Source organism: Caballeronia sp. SL1002 (assembly GCF_057814995.1).
Window position 1 is genome coordinate 787,541 of record NZ_JBYMUW010000005.1, and the last position, 18,940, is coordinate 806,480.

Sequence of the window (18,940 nt, forward strand, 5' to 3'; positions counted from 1 at the left end):
TCAGGTCGTTTCCCGCTCAATCAATTCGAACCCCACGTCGATCAGCGTCTGCCCCACCGCGCCGTTCAACCGGTCGATCAGGCAGCGCGCCGCGCTCGCGCCGATCCGCGTGCCGTCCACGCGCACGGTGGTGAGCGCGGGTGCGGTATCGGCGGCGAAATCGAGATCGCCGAAACCGCACACCGCGATCCGCTCAGGAATCGCCACGCCAGCCCGCCGCGCCGCTGAAACCACGCCGAGCGCGAGCAGATCCGAACTGCAAAAGATCGCGTCCACGCCGGGCCGATCGTCGAGGATGCGTTGCAGGCCCGCGCGCCCCATCGCGACCGAACTGGGCGGCGGCATCAGGACTTCGAACACATCCGCGATGCCGTGGCGCGCGAAGGTATCGGCGAAACCGCGCTGGCGGGCGCGCGCGCGGTCGTCGTTGGCCGACACGAGCGCCGGACACCGCGACCCGCGCGCGATAAACCGCGCAGCCACGGCCGCGCCGACCTGGTAATGCGAGAAGCCGACCAGCATGTCGATGGGCGCATCCGTCATGTCCCAGGTTTCCACGATCGGAATGCCGATCTTGAGCAGCCGTTCGCGCAGCGACGGCGCGTGCGCCACGCCGGTCAGCAGCACGCCTTCGGGGCGGCGACTCAGGATGGCGTCGAGGAGTTGATCCTCGTCGGCGTCGCTGTATCGGCTTAGGCCGAGCAGCACTTGATAGCCCGCGCGCGTCATGGTGTCGCTGAAGACCTGCATCGTCGCGGAGAAAAGCGAGTGCGCGAGCGTCGGCACGATGGCCGCGATGAGCTTCGATTTCGCCGATGACAACCCGCCCGCGAGGCGGTTGGGCACGTAGCCGAGTTGCTGCACGGCTTGCCGCACGCGCAGGAGCGTGTCGGGCGCGACCGATTCGGGCGCGTTGAAGACGCGCGAGACGGTGATGGGTGAGACGCCCGCTGAGGCCGCTACGTCGGTGATGCGGATGGACTTGGGGGCTCTGCGGGAGCGACGATGGAGGTTCGGCGCTGGCGCTGGGTCGGGTTCGGGCGGCTCGGTAGTGGGTTTCTTCGTGGTCGGCATTGGTCAGTTTGGGTCTTTGGTTTGTACGCGCTTGGGGTTTTGCTGGCGCTTGGGGTTTTGCTTGCGCTTGGGGTTTTGCTTGCGCTTGGGGTTTTGCTTGCGCTTGGGGTTTTGCTTGCGCTTGGGGTTTTGCTTGCGCTTGGGGTTTTGCTTGCGCTTGGGATTTTGCTTGCGCTTGGGATTTTGCTTGCGCTTGGGATTTTGCTTGCGCTTGGGATTTTGCTTGCGCTTGGGATGTTGCTTGCGCTTGCGATTCTGCTTGCGCCTTTTCTTTTGTCGTTTAGCACTTTGCACGAACTTGCTTTCGTGTCCGTTATTAGCGATACCCCTGTCCGCAGCGGACGGTTTGGTCTGCTAGCGCTCGTGCTTTTGTTTGCCTGCGCCCTTTGTGAACTTGCTTTCATGTAGGTCTATTAGCACGCCGCTATGCGCGGCAGCAGTCACTTTCTTTGCTGCTGCAAAGAAAGTAACCAAAGAAAGCAGCTTGTCCATCTAAGTGTCCACCACGAACCGTTTCTGGGAGTGGTGCGCAAGCTGATTCGGCCATCGCACGACAAAACAGAGTGGAGCCGCTCATTCATCCCGGCAGGCACAAAGTGCCTGCCAGTAAGGCATAACTGAAATCCAGAGCAAAATCCACCGGCAACGCCAAAGCCAAAGCCAAAGCCAACGCCATAGCCGAAACCGGAGCCGAAGCCAAAGCCAAAGCCAAAGCCGAAGCCGAAGCCGAAGCCGAAGCCAAAGCCAAAGCCAAAGCCAAAGCCAAAGCCAAAGCCAAAGCCAAAGCCGAAGCCAAAGCCAAAGCCGAAGCCGAAGCCAAAGCCAAAGCCAAAGCCAAAGCCGAAGCCGAAGCCGAAGCCGAAGCCGAATCCGAATCCGGAGCCGGAGCCGGAGCCGGAGCCGGAGCCGGAGCCGGAGCCGGAGCCGGAGCCGGAGCGAGGTTCGAGGTTCGAGGTTCGAGGTTCGAGGTTCGAGGTTCGAGGTTCGAGGCCAGCATGGCAAAACCGAAGGTTTTTGATATGCCCGTCGTCCGAGCGCAGCGAGGATGGGACTGACGGGAGCTGTGCCAATCCGAACGAGCGCGAGTTAGCCTAATCAGCTTGCGCGCCTATCCGCGAGGTTATTCGAGGTGGACACTTAGGCGGATAAGCTGCTTTCTTTGGTTACTTTCTTTGCAGCAGCAAAGAAAGTGACTGCTGCCGCGCATAGCGGCGTGCTAATAGACCTACATGAAAGCAAGTTCACAAAAAAGCGCCCGAGCATCAAACGGTTTACCCCGCCCACCCTGAAGCCGCCCCACGGCGCCGAATCCCGTGCTGCTTTCTTTGGATACTTTCTCAGCAGCTAGCCAAAGAAAGTGCCGCCGCGCGCAGGGGCGTGCTAATAAACCTACACGAAAGCAAGTTTCCAGAAAGCACAGGCAGACAAAAGCAAAAGCGCCAGCAAAGCCAAACCCGGCTAACCCTGCCCGCGCAGCGCGCGCTCCCTGCGCAGCGCGCGTTCCCTGCGCAGCAACCCCACCGTCACGACAGCAAACACCGTCAAACAAGCCGCCGGAATAAGCATCGGCGCCTTGACGCTGCCACTGGTCTGCCGTACCCACGGCACAAGATTCTGCGCGACAAACCCGCCGACATTCCCAAGTGAATTGATCGCCGCAATCCCCGCAGCCGCCCGCGCCCCAGTCAAAAACTTCGGCGGCAAAGTCCAGAAACACGGCAACAGCAAATACATACACGGCGCGCCAAGACAGAGCGCGGCGAACCGCAACGTATTGGTCGGCAGGAAAACGCTGCACAGAAAACACACGACACCAAGAAGCGCCGCGATCAGCATCGCAAGCGTCGTGTGATTGCCGGCCTTCAGCTTCGGCGGCAGCCAAAGCAACACGAGCGTCGCGGCTAGCCACGGCAAAATGTTCAGCAAACCGTTGGTCGTGTTGCTGACGCCAAATCCCTTGACCAGCGTCGGCAGCCAGTAACTCACCCCGTAGACGGACATCGACAGCATCATGTAGTACAAAGCCATGCCGATCACGCGCGGCTCCGTCAACACGCCAATCAAGTGCGACCCGCGCGTCTCGGATTTACGCGCGAGCGCGCGCTCTCCTTCGAGCGTGTCCGCGAGCCATTTCTTCTCGGGATCGGTGAGGAACTTGGCCTTCAGCGGCGACTCCGGCAGATACAGCAACACGACAGCGGTCAGCAGGATCGACGGTATGCCGGTTACGATGAACACAAGTTGCCAGCCCTGCAAGCCGAGCAGTCCGCCCTTGTCGAGCAGATAGCCGCAAATCGGCGCGCCCACCATGTTGCCGAGACTGCTGCCGACCGTGAAGTAGCCGAGCATCCGCGCGCGATGCTTCGACGGGAACCACAGCGTCAGGTAATAAATCACGCCCGGATAGAGTCCCGCCTCGGACGCGCCGAGCAAAAAGCGCAGCACGTAAAAACTCGTCGCGTTCTTCGTGAACGCGAGCAGCACCGTGACGATGCCCCATGTGAGCATGATCCGAGCGATCCAGCGCGGCGCGCCGTACTTGTGCAGCAAAACATTGCTCGGCACTTCGAATATCAAATAGCCGATAAAGAACAATGACGCGCCCAACCCGTAGGCCACTTCGGTAAGCCCGAGGCTGCCCATCATCTGCAGCTTCGCGAAGCCGATATTCGAGCGGTCGATATAAGCGACCAGATAAAGCAGCCCGACGAGCGGCATGAGCCGCAGCGCAAGCCGGTTGATGAGGCGCGATTCGTCGATCGCCGGATGCTGGACGCTATTCACACATGTCTCCTGTGTCCGCTTTATCGCGTGTTGCGCGGGCGGATCGTTGTGATGAAAGATATCGGACGGTCTCGCGCCGCCCTACGATTCAAGGCCGCGCGGCGCGCCACTCGGCATACGCGGCAAGCGTCGCTTCGTTCGGCGGATACGTGCCGCGCAGTGCGCTGCCCGCCGCGATGCGCTCGCTGATGAACGCTTCCATATGCTCCTGCTCGACCGCATCGCGCGCGACATCGGCGGCGAGATGACGCGGCACGATCACGACGCCGTCCGCGTCGCCCACGACGATATCGCCCGGATACACGGCCACGCCGCCACAGCCGATCGGCACGTCGATATCCACCGCGTGATGCTTGCCGAGATTCATCGGCGCGCTCGCGCCCGCGCAAAAGAGCGGCAGGCCGAGCGCGGCGATCGATGCGCTGTCGCGCACCGGGCCGTCGGACACCATGCCCGCGACGCCGCGCACCTTCAGCCGCGCGGCGAGGATCGAGCCGACCGACGCCACGCTGCGCTCGCCCCGGCAGTCCTGCACGAGCACGCTGCCCGGCGGCGCGGTTTCGACGGCCTTGCGCTGCGGATGATCCGGGTCCTGGAAAATGCCGACGTGATCGATGTCTTCACGCGCCGGAATATTGCGCAGCGTGAACGCCGGGCCGACGAGATTCGGCGCGTCGGCGTCCGGTTTGACGAGCGGCGCGACGCCCTGAAGGAACACGTTGCGCAGGCCGCGCTTGAACAGCACGGTTGTGAGTGTCGCGGTGCTGACGTGGCGGAGTTGATCGAGCGTGGTGTCGCTGATGGCGGTCATGGCGTTCGTGTCGATTGGAGTCAGTGGATTTCGGGCTCGCCGCGCGATGGGCCGTGTTCGGCCGCCGCGCTCACCTGCGCGACCGGCTCTTCGAGAAAATCGAAGTCGCAACCCTTGTTCGCCTGCGTGACGTGCAGTTGATGCATCACGCCGAAGCCGCGCTCGAACGGCCGTTTCGGCGCGACCCACGCGGCGCGGCGCGTGGCGAGTTCCGCGTCGCTGACGTGGAGATGAAGACGCCGCGCGGACACGTCGAGTTCGATCGTATCGCCGTCTTGCACCAGCGCGAGCGGCCCGCCCACGAACGACTCCGGCGCGACGTGCAGCACGCACGCGCCGTAACTCGTGCCGCTCATGCGTGCATCGGAGATACGCACCATATCGCGCACGCCCTGCTTCAGCAGCTTTTGCGGGATCGGCAGTTGGCCCCATTCCGGCATGCCCGGCGCGCCGACCGGTCCGGCATGCTGCAACACGATCACCGATTCCGCGTCGATATCGAGCGCTTCGTCGTCGATGCGCGCGGCCATGTCCGCGTAATCGCGAAACACGACAGCGCGGCCGCGGTGCTTCAGCAAGCGCGCTTCCATCGCGGCCGGCTTGATGACCGCGCCGTCCGGCGCGAGATTGCCGGTCAAAACGGCAAGGCCGTCATTCGGCACGAGCGGGTTATCACGGCGGCGGATCACGTCGTCGTTGAAAATCTCCGCGCCCGCGATGTTTTCGCCGAGCGTCGCGCCGTTCACCGTGCGCTGCGTTCCGTCGATCAACGTTCCGAGTTCGGCCAGCAGCGCGCGCAAACCGCCCGCGTAGAAGAAGTCCTCCATCAGGTACTGGCCGGCCGGACGCACGTTGGCGAGCACCGGCGTCACGCGCGCGAGTTCGTCGAAACGCGCGGTCGTGAGCGGAATGCCCGCACGGCGCGCGACCGCGACCAAATGCACGATCGCGTTGGTCGAACCCGACATCGCGAGCACTGTGGTGATAGCGTTATCGAATGACTTCGGCGTGAGCAGGTCGGACGGCTTGAGATCGGTCCATACCATCTCGACGATCCGCTGGCCCGTCAGCGAGGCGAACTGCGCGTGACGCGAATCGACGGCGGGAATCGACGAAAAGCCGGGCAACGTGAGGCCGAGCGATTCGGTGGCGGAGGTCATCGTGGACGCCGTGCCCATCGTCATGCAATGGCCCGGCGAACGCGCGATGCCGCTTTCGATGCCCTTCCACTCGTCCTCGGAAATCTTGCCCGCGCGGAGGTCGGCCCAGTATTTCCAGGTATCCGAGCCGCTGCCGAGCGTACGGCCGTTCCAGTCGCCGCGCAGCATCGGGCCGGCGGGCAGGTAGATCGCGGGCAGATCCATGCTGATCGCGCCCATCAGCAGGCCGGGCGTGGTCTTGTCGCAGCCGCCCATCAGCACACAGCCGTCGAATGGATACGAGCGCAGCAGTTCCTCCGTTTCCATCGCGAGGAAGTTGCGGTAGAGCATGGTCGTGGGCTTCTGAAACGGCTCGGCGAGCGTCATCACGGGCATTTCGACCGGAAAGCCGCCCGCCTGCCAGACGCCGCGCTTGACCTCCTCCACGCGCTGCTTGAAGTGCGTGTGACACGAATTGATCTCGCTCCACGTATTCAACACCGCGATCACCGGTTTGCCCATGTAATCGCTCGCGTGATAGCCCATCTGCGCGGTTCTCGACCGGTGCCCGAACGAGCGCAGATCGTTCGCGCCGTACCAGCGGTGACTGCGAAGCTGCTCCGGGGTCTTGCGGTTTGCTGTCAAGCTGCGTCTCCTCGGCATCGCGATAGTTCGCTTCGCCCTTTGTTTCGCCGATGGTAGCGTTACCATCGACGAAACAAACCTAGGGGAAACGTGGACATCTCCCTCTTTCTTACTTTGTCGCCAAGGAGAAATCGACGGCCGCGCGCGCATGGAGCGCTGTCGTGTCGAGAAGCGGCACCGGGCTGTCCGTCTGATTCACGAGCAGCGTGATTTCGGTGCAGCCGAGCACGATGGCCTCGGCGCCACGGTCCGCGAGCGCACGCATGACGTCGCGATATACGGCCCGCGACGCGTCGCTCACCACGCCGACACACAGTTCGCGATAGATGATGTCGTGGACGGCCGCTTGCGCGGTGGCGTCGGGCACGATGGTTTCGACGCCGTGACGTTCCATCAGCCGATCGCGGAAAAACGCTTCGCGCATCGAAAACGCCGTGCCGATGAAACCCACTTTCCGCACGCCGAGCGCGCGGGCTTCGAGGCCGGTGGGATCGACGATATGCAGGAACGGGATCGACACCGCCGCCGCAATCTGCGCCGCCACCAGATGCATGGTGTTCGTGCAGAGCACGACGCATTGCGCGCCGCCCGCTTCGAGATTGCGCGCGGCGTCGGCGAGACGCATGCCCGCTGTGTGCCACAGCGCGTCGCGCTGGAACCGTTCGATCTGCGCGAAATCCACACTATGCATGAGAATTTGCGCGGAATGCAGCCCGCCGAGCCGCGCGCGCACGTCACGGTTGATGAGCCGATAGTATTCCGCCGTCGATTCCCAACTCATTCCGCCGATCAACCCAATCGTCCGCATGTTCAAAGTCGCCTGCATGTTGAGTGAAGGTCTTCTATTTTGCGTCGAAGAGGCCGCGCGAAGCATCACAAATCTTCATGGCGCAGCCACCTTGCAGCCGTGGTCCTGCAATTCCTCGGACGACGCCGCATCGCCCGGGCCGGTCTGGTCGTTGAGCAGATAGAACGCGGGCGTGCCGTCCGCACGCACCGCGCCCGCCAGCAGCAAGGTCTCTTCGCCCATCGTGCGGCCTTCGCGGGCGACCGTCGGCGCAAGCAGCTTGAAGGGATCGGTGAAGTCGAGACCGGCGTCGTCGATGCGACGCACGCGATACGCGTGACCGCGCAGCAGCACCGGCAGCGGCGTCCAGTCCGTGCCGATACGCGCCTCGTTTGCACGCAGCGTCGCGATCACATCCACGGCGAGGCAATCGATATGAATGTGAAGCTGATTCTGCGTGCGCCCGCTTGCCGAATTGACGGCGAGCGACAGCGCCTCGCGCGGCAGATCGCGACCGAGCGCCGCCGCGACGCGCCCGCGCGACCGCCACGCCGCGCGCCAGTAGTTGGGCGAACCCGGCGTGAGCAGTTCGGCGCTTTCAATGCCCGCGATTCGCCGCGTCGGGATCAGCAGATATTGCGCTTGGCCGTTGATGTCCTTGAGCACCGCGTAGCCTTCGGCCACGTTCACCTCCGCGCATTTCTGCTGCACGCTCGCGCCGAGCGCCGCCGGTTCGCAATAGCCGTGAACGATCTCCCAGAGCGCGTTGGGGTTGTAGGCCTGGGCGCACGGCACGAAGCACAGCGCGGTGACGCCGCCGATCCAGCGCCACATGAAGGTCGAAGTTTTCATAGCGGTTCAAAGATGCGATGCGCGCATCTTAACTGCCCTTCGCGTCCCTCACATGACGGGCGAATGCAGATGATGCGGGTGATCGAGGGTATCGGCGATCATTCGCAGCGCGTCCTCGCATTCGTCGAGCGTCTTCGGGCCGCCGAGACACACGCGCACGGCTTCCGGCGGATTGCCGTCGGTCGAGAACGCCGCCGCCGACACCGCGCCGATCCCGCGTGTGCGAAGCTGCATCGCGAGTTCGGACGCGTGCCAGCCGGACGCGGGCGGAATCGGCAGCCACAGATGGAAGCCGTCGCGATCGGCGTCGAACGGCCAGTCGGTCAGCACGCGCGATGCAATCGCCTGCCGCGCGTTCGATTCGGCGCGGATCGCGAGCAGCATATCGGCGGCGGTGCCGTCCTGAATCCATTGCGTGGCGAGCAGCACGGTGAACGGACTCGCCATTACCGTGGTCGCCCGCAAGGCGCCCGCCAGATGCTGCGCGCGCCGCGCGTTCGGCGCGCGAATATACGCGACGCGCAAGCCCGCCCCGAAGCTCTTGGAAAAACCGGTCACGTAGTAGGTTAAATCAGGCGCGAGCGCGGCGAACGCTTCGGGCGCGCGTTCGGGGAGCATGCCGTAGGCGTCGTCCTCGATGATGGGCACGCTGTAGCGCAGCGCGACATCCGCGAGCGCCTCGCGCTGCTTGGCCGATAGCGTCGCCGTGCTCGGGTTCTGAATGGTCGGATTGCAATAGAACGCGCTCGGCTTTTCGGTCTTGCACAGCGCTTCGAACGCGTGCGCGAGCGGGCCTTCGTCGTCGCGTGCGAGCGCTTGCAGACGCACGCCGAGTTGCGCCGCGATCGCCTTGATGCCGGGATACGCGAGCGTATCGAGGCAGATCGTTCCGCCCGGTCGCGCGAGTTGCGAAACGAGCGCGACCAGCGCGCCGTGGATGCCGGGACACACGAGCACTTTGTCTTCGTCGCAATCGTCGAAACGGCGCTTGAGCCAGTGCGTTCCCGCCGCGCGGTCCTCCGCGCTCCCGCCGAAATCCTGATAGCGCAGCAGGCGATAGGGGTCGGCGGAAGCGAACAGCCGCGCCGACGACTCGCGCAGACGCGCCGCGAACTCGGCCGGCTCGGGCGGCATGTTCATGGTCATCTCGACACTGCTGCCGCCCGCGAGCGGCAACGTGGCCGTGCGGCCACGCACGAAGGTGCCGCTGCCCGCGCGCGAATCGAGCAGGCCGCGCTTGCGCGCTTCGGCGTAGGCGCGCGCGACCGTCGTGTAATTGAGCTGAAGCTCGTCGGCGAGATCGCGCAGACCGGGCAGCCGGTCGCGTGGACGAAGCCGCCCGCTCGCGAGATCTTCTTCTATAAGTTCCGGAATGAGCAGATAAGCCGGCTTCCGGCTTTCGGATAATTTTTTAATCCAGTGATGCAATGCGCCGGCCATGATTTTCTATCCCTGACGTGGATAAAAAACGATAACACGCCGATTGCATCGGCAACAATAATTGATCGGATTCCTGATCGCATTCGGGCTGCAAGGGAACGCGGTGTTGCGCCTCGAAAGCGTGCGTTGCACCATGCCTGCGCGACCGTTCCGGTGCATTCACGCCAGGCTGGTGCGCGCCCGGCGCTCAAGGCGGCGCGATGTGGCGCAGCGATTTGGCACGACCCAACTTTTTTTCGTCTCGCGCGACGTTCCGGCCTCGCATTGATTGGACGTTGATTGCTTTTCATTGCGTCTCCAATGGCACGGCGGTTGCATTGTCGTCACTGTCGTTTCGCCGCTGCGCCGAATAAAAAAGCGCAGGACATTTATTCATTTTCCACTGGAGATTGGAATGCCCGCCGTCAATAAACCGATGCATCAGAAAGGCGATTATCTGGTCGATTACGAAGAGAAGGTATTCGAGGACGTGAAAGCCGAACCGGGCGAAAAAGCGCTCGTCACGTTCCACACGGTCGCGTTCGAAGGGTCCATCGGCTTCGTCAACATGCTTCAGGCCACGCGTTTGCAACGCAAAGGTTTCGAGACCTCCGTGCTGCTCTACGGACCGGGCGTGACGCTCGGCCTTCAGCGCGGCTTCCCGACGCTCGGCGACGAAGCATTCCCCGGCCATCTGAACTTCAACAAGCAACTGACGAAGTTCATGGAAGAAGGCGGCAAGGTCTACGCGTGCCGCTTCGCGCTGCAGGCGCTGTACGGCCACGGCGAGGCGTCGCTTATCGAAGGCATCAAGCCGGTCAGTCCGCTCGACGTGCTCGATATTCAACTGCTTCACCGGAAGGACAACGCGCTCGTGATCCACACGTGGACGGTCTGACGCCTCTTCACGCCAACACCTAACGAGCGAACGGAGCGACCGCCACCATGTCAGAGAAACGAATCGTCCGCGCCGCCGCCGTCCAGATCGCGCCGGATTTCGAGCGGCCGGACGGCACGCTGGAACGCGTGTGCGGCGCGATCGAGGACGCCGCGCGGCAAGGCGTGCAGTTGATCGTCTTTCCCGAGACGTTCGTGCCGTATTACCCGTACTTCTCGTTCGTGCGGCCGCCGGTTGCATCGGGCGCGGAGCATCTGCGGCTCTACGAACGCGCCGTCACGGTGCCCGGACCCGTCACGCAGGCCGTGGCCGAGCGCGCGCGGCGTCACGGCATGGTGGTAGTGCTCGGCGTGAACGAACGCGATCACGGCAGTCTCTACAACACGCAATTGATCTTCGATACCACCGGCGAACTGGTCCTCAAACGCCGCAAGATCACGCCGACATTCCATGAACGGATGATCTGGGGCCAGGGCGACGCAAGCGGCCTCAAGGTCGCGGAAACGTCGATTGCGCGGGTCGGCGCGCTGGCGTGCTGGGAGCACTACAACCCGCTCGCGCGCTACGCGCTGATGACCCAGCACGAGGAAATTCATTGCAGCCAGTTTCCCGGCTCGCTGGTCGGACCGATCTTCGCGGAACAGATCGAAGTGACGATCCGGCATCACGCGCTCGAATCGGGCTGCTTTGTCGTCAATGCAACGGGCTGGCTGACCGAGCAGCAGATCGAATCCGTCACGACCGATCCCGCGCTGCAAAAAGCGCTGCGCGGCGGCTGCAACACGGCGATCATTTCGCCTGAAGGCCAGCATCTCGCGCCCGCGCTGCGCGAGGGCGAAGGCATGGTGATCGCCGATCTCGACATGGCGCTCATCACCAAGCGCAAACGCATGATGGATTCGGTCGGCCACTACGCGCGGCCCGAATTGCTGAGCTTGGCGATCAACGACCGGCCGGCCGCCACGTCCGCGCCGATGGCCGACTTCTCGAACGGAGGGATGAACCTTGAACGCGAACGCGAGCATGTCGGCCGCGAGCCGGCAATTGATGACTGAACTGCAATCGGCGGGCTTGCGTCTCGCCGATCCCGCCGCGGGCGCGAGCGTCGCGAGCCGTCGCGGCGGCGCGGGTCCGTCGGACCACAAAGCCGTGACCATCGACGGCGTGACGATCATGGTTCCGGTGCATACCAACACCGCGTGGCACTCGCCGTTCGTCGCGAGCGCGCCGGAAGCGGACGGCCGCAGCGCGCTGATGCGCGGCACGATTCGCATCGCGGACCTGAGCTTTCCCGCGTCGCCGCGTTTTTATCGTCTGCAGACTTTCGACGGCGTGCCCTATTCGCACATCGCGACGTTGCACGCTTCCGACGTGCTCGCCACGACGGTGCTGCAAACCTGTATTCGCTACGAAAGCCGCCGTAAAACATGCAAGTTCTGCGCGATCGGGCAATCGCTCGCGGCGGGCCGCACCATCGCGCGCAAGACGCCCGAGCAACTCGCCGAAGTGGCGCGCGCGGCCGTGCTGCTCGACGGGGTGAAGCACATGGTGCTGACCACCGGCACACCGCCCACGCCAGATCGCGGCGCGCAGATTTTGTGCGAGAGCGCGTTCGCCATCAAGGCCGCCGTCGATCTGCCGATCCAGGCCCAATGCGAGCCGCCCGACGACGACGCGTGGTTCGAGCGCATGAAGGCCGCCGGTGTCGATGCGCTTGGCATGCACCTCGAAGTGGTCACGCCCGCGTTGCGCGCGCAGATCATGCCGGGCAAGGCGAGCGTACCGATCGCGCGCTACATGAACGCATTTCGCGCCGCCGTGAAGGTGTTCGGGCGCGGTCAGGTGAGCACGTACATCCTCGCCGGACTCGGCGATACGCCCGAGGCGATCCTCGCGATCTCGCGCGAACTGGTCGAGATCGGCGTGTATCCGTTCGTGGTGCCGTTCGTGCCGATCAGCGGCACGCCGCTCGAAGATCATCCCGCTCCTTCGCCGGAACTGATGAAGTCGATCCTGCAGCCGCTCGGCGCGATGGTGTCGCAAGCGGGCTTGCGCTCGGCCGATATCAAGGCGGGCTGCGGAAAATGCGGCGCGTGTTCGTCGCTGGCTTCCTACGAGGTGTGACGATGCTCGCCGATACCGAAGATCTCGTCAGGACGTACACGCCCGTGGGTTTCGTCATCAAGTGGACGACGCTGCCGTGGGAAACCGATGAAGCGTATAAGCTGCGGCGTGCGGTTTTCTGCATCGAACAAGGCATTTTCGCGGGCGACGACCGCGATGAAATCGACGACCACGCGCAGCTTCTCGTGGCGGTCAGCTGCATCGCGGGCATGCCTGAGCAAGTGGTCGGCACGGTCCGCATTCACGAAGATGCGCCGCGCGTCTGGCTCGGCTCGCGGCTCGCGGTGCATCCCGCGTTCCGGCGTCATGGGCGGATCGGCGGGACGCTGATTCGCCTCGCGGTCAGCAGCGCGAACGCGCTCGGCTGCGAGACGTTTCTCGCGCATGTGCAGAGCCAGAACGCGGCGCTCTTTCATGCGCTCAACTGGCGGACGCTGCGCGAGGAGACGATGCACGGCAGGCCGCATCATCTGATGCAGGCGGACCTCGATTTCTATCCGCCCTGCGCCACGCCGCACAGCGGTTACATGAGTCATTCGCTCACGTTGCCGAGGGCCGCATGACGCTCGCCGAACTCGTCCGCGCGTTGCGCGAAACACGCGGCTTCCTGCACAAGACGGATATCGCGGAGGTCGTCGAGACGCTTGCGCGCAATCGTCCGCATGCGGATAACGCGCTCGTGCAGGCGGTCGGTATCGGCGACGACTGCGCGGCTATCGTCGATGGCGACGGCTATCTGCTCTTCGCCATCGAAGGCATGGTGAGCGACTTCGTGCGCGACATGCCGTGGTTTGCGGGCTACAGCAGCGTGATGGTCAACGTGAGCGACATCTACGCGATGGGCGGCCGTCCGCTCGCGGTGGTGGACGCGCTGTGGAGCGACGGCATCGAAGCGGGCGCGGAGGTGCTCGCGGGCATGGCGGCGGCGTCGGCGGCGTATGGCGTGCCGGTTGTCGGCGGACACAGCAATACGCGCAGCGATCGCGCGCAGCTCGCGGTATCGATCGTGGGCCGGGCGAAGCATCTGCTTTCGAGTTTCGATGCCCGCCCCGGCGACACGCTGATGATGGCTGTCGATTTGCGCGGCGCGTTCGAAGACCCGTATCCGTTCTGGAACGCATCGGTCGGCGCGCCATCCGAGCGGTTGCGCGCCGACCTCGAAATATTGCCGCATCTCGCGGAAAACGGCCTGTGCAGCGCGGCGAAAGATATCAGCATGGCGGGCGCGCTCGGCACCGCGCTGATGCTGCTGGAATGTTCGCAGGCGGGCGCGCGGATCGACATGGACAGCATTCCCGCGCCCGATAACGTGCCGTTGCTCCGCTGGCTCAGTGCGTTTCCGAGCTACGGCTTCGTGTTGTCCGTGCGGACTGAACACGTCGAGGAAGTGGCGCGACTTTTTCATGCGCGTGAACTCGCGTGCGCGGCGATCGGCAGCGTGGACGCATCGCGTGAAGTCGTGCTGTGCCGCCAAGATGAAACGGCGACGCTGTGGGACTTCAACGAGCGCGCGTTCATCACCGCGTCGCATCGACACTAACCGGAATCCGTCATGCCAGTCATGCACTTTCGCATTCAATGGCCCGATCGCAGCGAGGCTGTCTGCTATTCGCCGTCCACCGTGATCGGCGAATTCTTCACGGCGGGCGCGGATTATCCGCTCGACGACTTCATGAAACGCGCCCGTGAAGCGCTCGGCCTTGCGTCGGAACGCGTGCGGCAGAAGTACGGCTTCGCGTGTTCGTCGGCGATGGATCAGCTTGAGCGTATCGAACGCGAAGCGGAACGTTTCGCCGATCACCCCGGCGCGAGCGTCAAGGTCATCGGCTTTAACTAAAACCACGCACAGGAACGCATCATGTCGCAAGCAGCCCAGGAAGCGGACGACGCGCACTACAGCGTGATCGTGATTGGTGGTGGACAGGCCGGTCTGTCAGTGAGCCATTACTTGAAGAGCGCTGAAATCGATCATCTCGTGATCGAACGAAAGACGCTGACGCACACGTGGCGAAGCCAGCGCTGGGACACGTTCTGTCTCGTCACGCCGAACTGGCAATGCGCGCTGCCGGGCTATCCGTATCGCGGCGACGATCCGCACGGCTTCATGAAGAAGAACGAGATCATCGCGTATCTCGACGGCTTTATCGCGTCGCTCGATGCACCCGTGCTCGAACACACGGAAGTCAAACGCGTGACGCGCGGCGCGAACGGCCGCTATACGGTCGCGACGTCGCAAGGCACGTTCAGCGCGGATCAGGTGGTGGTTGCATCGGGCGGTTATCACACGCCTGTCGTGCCGCGCATGGCCGAGCGTCTGCCCGCGTCCATCGTGCAGATGCAGTCGTCCGAGTATCGCAATCCGGCGGCCATGCCCGAGGGCGCGGTGCTTGTCGTGGGCTCGGGGCAATCGGGCGCGCAGATCGCGGAGGACTTGCATCTCGCGGGGCGCAAGGTGCTGCTCGCGGTGGGCGAAGCGCCGCGTTGCGCGCGCTTTTATCGTGGTCGCGATGTGGTGGACTGGCTCGCCGACATGAAGTACTACGACATGCCCGTCGATCAGCATCCGCTACGCGAAGGCGTGCGCGACAACACCAACCACTACGTCACCGGACGCGACGGCGGACGGGATATCGACCTGCGCAAATTCGCGGCGGAAGGTATGGAACTCTACGGACGGCTCGATGGATTGCGCGACGGCGTATTGAGCTTCGCGCCGAACCTGGCCGCCAATCTCGACAGCGCGGACGGCGTGTACAACCGCATCAACGCGGGTATCGATGCGTATATCGCGAAGCATGGCATCGACGCGCCGCCCGAAAGCGTCTACGCGCCGATGTGGCGTCCCGAGCAAGAGCGTACCGCGCTCGATATCGGCGCGAGCGGGATCGGTTCGATCGTGTGGTGTATCGGCTTCACGCCGGACTTCAGTTGGCTCGATGCGCCCGTGTTCAACGGACGTGGCTATCCGGCGCATCAACGTGGCATAACGCCCTGCCCTGGGCTCTATTTCGTCGGACTGCCGTGGCTGCATACATGGGGATCGGGACGCTTTTCGGGCGTCGCGCGCGACGCCGCGTATATCGTCGATACGATCGTCCAAACGCGCGAGACGGCAATTACCCAGGCCGTCGCCGTTCCCGTTTGAGTTCGAGATCAAAACCGCATCGCTCGATGCGATGCGGTTCTGACCGCAGCATCAAGGCAGCGCGGTTTCCGAAACCGGCTCAGGCTTGCCGAGCGCCTGACGCACACCGGCCGCATACGCCGGGTCGATCTTCGCAAACAGATCGAGCTGGCGTTGCACGATTTCTTCATCCACGCCCGCGATAGCCTCGCCGATGTTGTCGAAGAGGCGCTCCTTCTCGCCTGCATCGAAGAGGTTGAAGAGCGCTCGTGCGTGGCTGTAGTAGTCGTCGTCTGCGCGATGGTCATAGCGCTCGATCGCGCCCTCCACGGCGAGCGGCGGCTCGTTCACGGACGCATCTTGCGGGAACGCGCCGAAGCGGTTCGGCTCGTAGTTCGCCGTGCCGCCGAGATTGCCGTCCGTGCGCATGCCGCCATCGCGATGATAAGGCGCGTGCGCGGGATTGACCGGCGCGTTGACCGGAATCTGATGGTGATTGATACCGAGCCGGTAACGATGCGTATCGCCGTAAGAGAAGAGCCGCCCTTGCAGCAACCGGTCCGGCGAGAAGCCGATTCCCGGCACCACGTTAGCGGGCGTGAACGCGGCTTGCTCGACATCCGCGAAATAATTCTCCGGGTTCCTGTTGAGTTCGAGCACGCCGACGTCGATCAGCGGATATTCTTTTTGCGACCACGTCTTCGTGATATCGAACGGATTTTCGTGGTGACTCCGCGCCGCTTGCTCGGTCATCACCTGGATGCAGAAGCGCCACTTCGGGAAGTTGCCCGCTTCGATCTGATCGTAGAGATCGCGTTGCGCGCTTTCACGGTCTTCGCCGATCACCTTCTTCGCTTCGGCGTTCGTGTAGTTCTCGATCCCCTGCATCGACTTGAAATGAAACTTCACGTAGAAGCGCTCGTTCTGCGCGTTGATGAACGAGAACGTATGCGAGCCGAAGCCGTGCATTTGGCGGTAGTTCTTCGGAATGCCGCGATCGCTCATCAAGATCGTGACCTGATGCAGCGACTCGGGCGTGCGCGACCAGAAGTCCCAGATGTTATCCGCGTTGCGCATATTGGTGCGCGGATCGCGCTTTTGCGTATGGATGAAATCGGCGAATTTCAGCGGGTCGCGAATGAAGAAGACCGGCGTGTTATTGCCGACGATATCCCAGTTGCCTTCCTCGGTATAAAACCTCAGCGAGAAACCACGAACGTCGCGTTCGGCGTCCGCCGCGCCGCGCTCGCCCGCCACGGTGGAGAACCGCAGAAACGCCTTCGTTTCGCCGCCGACCTTGCTGAAAACATGCGCCTTGCTGTACTTCGAGATGTCGTGGGTAATCTTCAGCGTACCGAACGCGCCCGACCCTTTTGCATGCACGCGGCGTTCGGGAATCACCTCGCGGTCGAAGTGCGCGAGCTTTTCGATCAGCCAGAAATCCTGCAGCGTGATCGGTCCGCGCGGCCCGGCCGTCTGCGAATTCTGATTGTCACCGACGGGCGCGCCGGCCGCCGTCGTCAAGATACGGTTCGTCATGGATGCTCCTCTTTCTGGTTCGTGGGGACACGATCCTGCGCGCAACGCCGTCGTTTGATGAGTCACGCGGTTCGCTCGCGGCGCAGGTGCTTCGTGCGAAGCGATTGCGCAATCGGTAAGAACAGAACAGCGCAAAGAGTTTAGCAAGTCACGCTGAAGGCTGCAGTCAACGTGACTATCGCGCTTGGGTCCATGAACGCTGAAAAGAAAAAGCCGGCGTGCAACGCCGGCTTTCACCGCAAATCACCTCCAAAAACTCACGCCGCCTTCACGGCCTTGTCGCCCACGCGCTCGACCGGATGCGTTTCCTTCAATTTGTTCGCCACGCGCGTGGCCTCGAAATACGAAGGATTCGGCGGACGCTTGAGATACCGCCCCGCGCCGCGCACTGCTCGCAGATCGCCATTGGCCCACGCCAGCGCGCCACGCGTCAGCGTATGCGTCGCGACGCCCTGCACCGTCATGCCTTCGAACACGTTGAAGTCGACCTTCTGATGATGGGTCTTGACGGAAATGGTCTTGCTCGCCGCCGGGTCCCACACAACGAGATCAGCATCCGATCCGACCTGTACCGCACCTTTTCGCGGATACAGATTGAAAATCTGCGCGGCGTTCGTGGACGTCACACGCACGAACTCGTTCGGCGTCAGCCGTCCCATGTTCACGCCGTGATGCCAGAGCACCGACATGCGATCTTCGACGCCACCGCAACCGTTCGGAATGCGCGTGAAGTCCTCGCGTCCCATCGCTTTCTGCGACGCACAGAACACGCAGTGATCGGTCGCGGTCGTATGCAACTGGCCCGATTGCAGGCCGCGCCACAACGCCTCGCGATGCTCGCTCGAACGGAACGGCGGGCTCATCACATGCGCGGCGGCGCGGTTCCAGTCGGGATCGCGATAGACCGATTCGTCGATCACCAGATGCCCCGGCAGCACCTCGCCGAACACACGCTGGCCTTCGTTGCGCGCGCGGGCGATCACATCGACCGCATCTTTAGACGACACATGCACGATATAGATCGGCACGCCGAGCACCTGTGCGATGCGGATCGCGCGATTCGCCGCCTCGCCTTCCACTTCGGGCGGCCGCGACAATGGATGCGCCTCCGGCCCGGTAAAACCGCGTGCAAGTAGTTGCTTCTGCAACTGGAAAACGAGCTCGCCGTTTTCCGCGTGGACGGTCGGCAGCGCGCCCAGTTCGAGCGAGCGCGTGAAGCTGTTCACGAGCACTTCGTCGTCGGCCATGATGGCGTTCTTGTACGCCATGAAATGCTTGAAGCTCGATACGCCGTGCTCATGCACGAGCGTGCCCATGTCGCGATGCACCGACTCGTCCCACCAGGTCACCGCAACGTGAAAGCCGTAGTCGGCGGACGCCTTCTCAGCCCAGCCGCGCCACTCGCGGAACGCTTCCATCAACGGTTGCTTCGGGCTTGGAATCACGAAGTCGATGATGCTCGTCGTGCCGCCGGAAAGTCCCGCCGCCGTGCCGGTGTAGAAGTCGTCGCTCGCGGTCGTGCCCATGAACGGCAGTTCCATGTGCGTATGCGGATCGATACCGCCGGGCATCACGTACTGGCCGCTGGCGTCGATGATCCCGGCTCCCGCCGGTACATCGAGATCGACGCCGATATCGAGAATCGTGCCGCCGTCCTGCGGGTCCGCGCACAGCACGTCCGCGCGATAAGTGCGGTCGGCGTCGATCACGGTACCGCCGCGAATGAGGATCGTCATGATGCAGT

Annotated in this window: 18 protein-coding genes; 7 read left to right on the forward strand and 11 right to left on the reverse strand. The window is 63.4% G+C overall.

Annotated features, from left to right (window positions below; all coding sequences use genetic code 11):
- From AC3D25_RS27885 to AC3D25_RS27925, 9 genes are all read right to left on the reverse strand, one after another.
- Window positions 1-1,074, reverse strand: a complete 1,074-nt coding sequence (locus AC3D25_RS27885) for a LacI family DNA-binding transcriptional regulator (protein ID WP_488891715.1) — start codon at window positions 1,072-1,074, stop codon at window positions 1-3.
- 3 nt (window positions 1,075-1,077) lie between these two features.
- On the reverse strand, window positions 1,078-1,368 hold the full coding sequence (locus tag AC3D25_RS27890) for a hypothetical protein (protein WP_488891716.1): 291 nt from the start codon (window positions 1,366-1,368) through the stop codon (window positions 1,078-1,080).
- A gap of 146 nt (window positions 1,369-1,514) precedes the next feature.
- Window positions 1,515-2,144: a hypothetical protein gene (locus AC3D25_RS27895; RefSeq protein ID WP_488891717.1), complete on the reverse strand. Its 630-nt coding sequence runs from the start codon at window positions 2,142-2,144 to the stop codon at window positions 1,515-1,517.
- Window positions 2,145-2,532: 388 nt separating this feature from the next.
- Entirely contained in the window at window positions 2,533-3,792 is a 1,260-nt protein-coding gene (locus tag AC3D25_RS27900; RefSeq protein ID WP_488892171.1) for an MFS transporter, read from the reverse strand.
- Window positions 3,793-3,946: 154 nt separating this feature from the next.
- A complete protein-coding gene (locus tag AC3D25_RS27905; protein ID WP_488891718.1) occupies window positions 3,947-4,669 on the reverse strand; it encodes a ribonuclease activity regulator RraA in 723 nt (240 codons plus the stop codon).
- Between the two features lie 20 nt (window positions 4,670-4,689).
- On the reverse strand, window positions 4,690-6,453 hold the full coding sequence (gene araD, locus AC3D25_RS27910; RefSeq protein ID WP_488891719.1) for an L-arabinonate dehydratase: 1,764 nt from the start codon (window positions 6,451-6,453) through the stop codon (window positions 4,690-4,692).
- A 109-nt stretch (window positions 6,454-6,562) separates the two neighbouring features.
- Window positions 6,563-7,261, reverse strand: coding sequence for an aspartate/glutamate racemase family protein (locus AC3D25_RS27915; RefSeq protein WP_488891720.1), 699 nt, complete (start codon window positions 7,259-7,261; stop codon window positions 6,563-6,565).
- Between the two features lie 75 nt (window positions 7,262-7,336).
- Entirely contained in the window at window positions 7,337-8,092 is a 756-nt protein-coding gene (locus AC3D25_RS27920; RefSeq protein WP_488891721.1) for a CDP-diacylglycerol diphosphatase, read from the reverse strand.
- A 48-nt stretch (window positions 8,093-8,140) separates the two neighbouring features.
- Window positions 8,141-9,532, reverse strand: coding sequence for an aminotransferase-like domain-containing protein (locus AC3D25_RS27925; protein WP_488891722.1), 1,392 nt, complete (start codon window positions 9,530-9,532; stop codon window positions 8,141-8,143).
- 394 nt (window positions 9,533-9,926) lie between these two features.
- Between AC3D25_RS27925 and AC3D25_RS27930 the strand changes: the two genes are divergently transcribed.
- Genes AC3D25_RS27930 through AC3D25_RS27960 form a run of 7 tightly spaced genes read left to right on the forward strand, consistent with a single transcriptional unit; the run spans window position 9,927 to window position 15,678 of the window.
- A complete protein-coding gene (locus AC3D25_RS27930; RefSeq protein WP_488891723.1) occupies window positions 9,927-10,409 on the forward strand; it encodes an MSMEG_0572/Sll0783 family nitrogen starvation response protein in 483 nt (160 codons plus the stop codon).
- Window positions 10,410-10,456: 47 nt separating this feature from the next.
- The gene (locus AC3D25_RS27935) at window positions 10,457-11,464 is read left to right on the forward strand and encodes a Nit6803 family nitrilase (RefSeq protein ID WP_488891724.1); all 1,008 of its coding nucleotides are present in this window, start codon (window positions 10,457-10,459) and stop codon (window positions 11,462-11,464) included.
- Window positions 11,457-12,533 (forward strand): MSMEG_0568 family radical SAM protein, encoded by a 1,077-nt coding sequence (locus tag AC3D25_RS27940; protein ID WP_488892172.1) that lies wholly within the window; start codon window positions 11,457-11,459, stop codon window positions 12,531-12,533. Before AC3D25_RS27935 ends, AC3D25_RS27940 begins: the two co-directional genes overlap by 8 nt.
- A gap of 2 nt (window positions 12,534-12,535) precedes the next feature.
- Entirely contained in the window at window positions 12,536-13,096 is a 561-nt protein-coding gene (locus AC3D25_RS27945) for an MSMEG_0567/Sll0786 family nitrogen starvation N-acetyltransferase (protein ID WP_488891725.1), read from the forward strand.
- On the forward strand, window positions 13,093-14,073 hold the full coding sequence (locus AC3D25_RS27950) for a sll0787 family AIR synthase-like protein (protein WP_488891726.1): 981 nt from the start codon (window positions 13,093-13,095) through the stop codon (window positions 14,071-14,073). The genes AC3D25_RS27945 and AC3D25_RS27950 overlap by 4 nt, the downstream gene beginning before the upstream one ends.
- Before the next feature lie 12 nt (window positions 14,074-14,085).
- Window positions 14,086-14,370, forward strand: coding sequence for an MSMEG_0570 family nitrogen starvation response protein (locus AC3D25_RS27955; protein WP_488891727.1), 285 nt, complete (start codon window positions 14,086-14,088; stop codon window positions 14,368-14,370).
- A 21-nt stretch (window positions 14,371-14,391) separates the two neighbouring features.
- Window positions 14,392-15,678: an MSMEG_0569 family flavin-dependent oxidoreductase gene (locus AC3D25_RS27960; RefSeq protein ID WP_488891728.1), complete on the forward strand. Its 1,287-nt coding sequence runs from the start codon at window positions 14,392-14,394 to the stop codon at window positions 15,676-15,678.
- A 51-nt stretch (window positions 15,679-15,729) separates the two neighbouring features.
- Here the strand turns inward: AC3D25_RS27960 and AC3D25_RS27965 are convergent, their stop codons facing one another.
- On the reverse strand, window positions 15,730-17,196 hold the full coding sequence (locus AC3D25_RS27965) for a catalase (protein WP_488891729.1): 1,467 nt from the start codon (window positions 17,194-17,196) through the stop codon (window positions 15,730-15,732).
- A gap of 257 nt (window positions 17,197-17,453) precedes the next feature.
- Window positions 17,454-18,932 (reverse strand): dihydropyrimidinase, encoded by a 1,479-nt coding sequence (gene hydA / locus AC3D25_RS27970; RefSeq protein ID WP_488891730.1) that lies wholly within the window; start codon window positions 18,930-18,932, stop codon window positions 17,454-17,456.
- Between the last annotated feature and the right edge of the window lie 8 nt (window positions 18,933-18,940).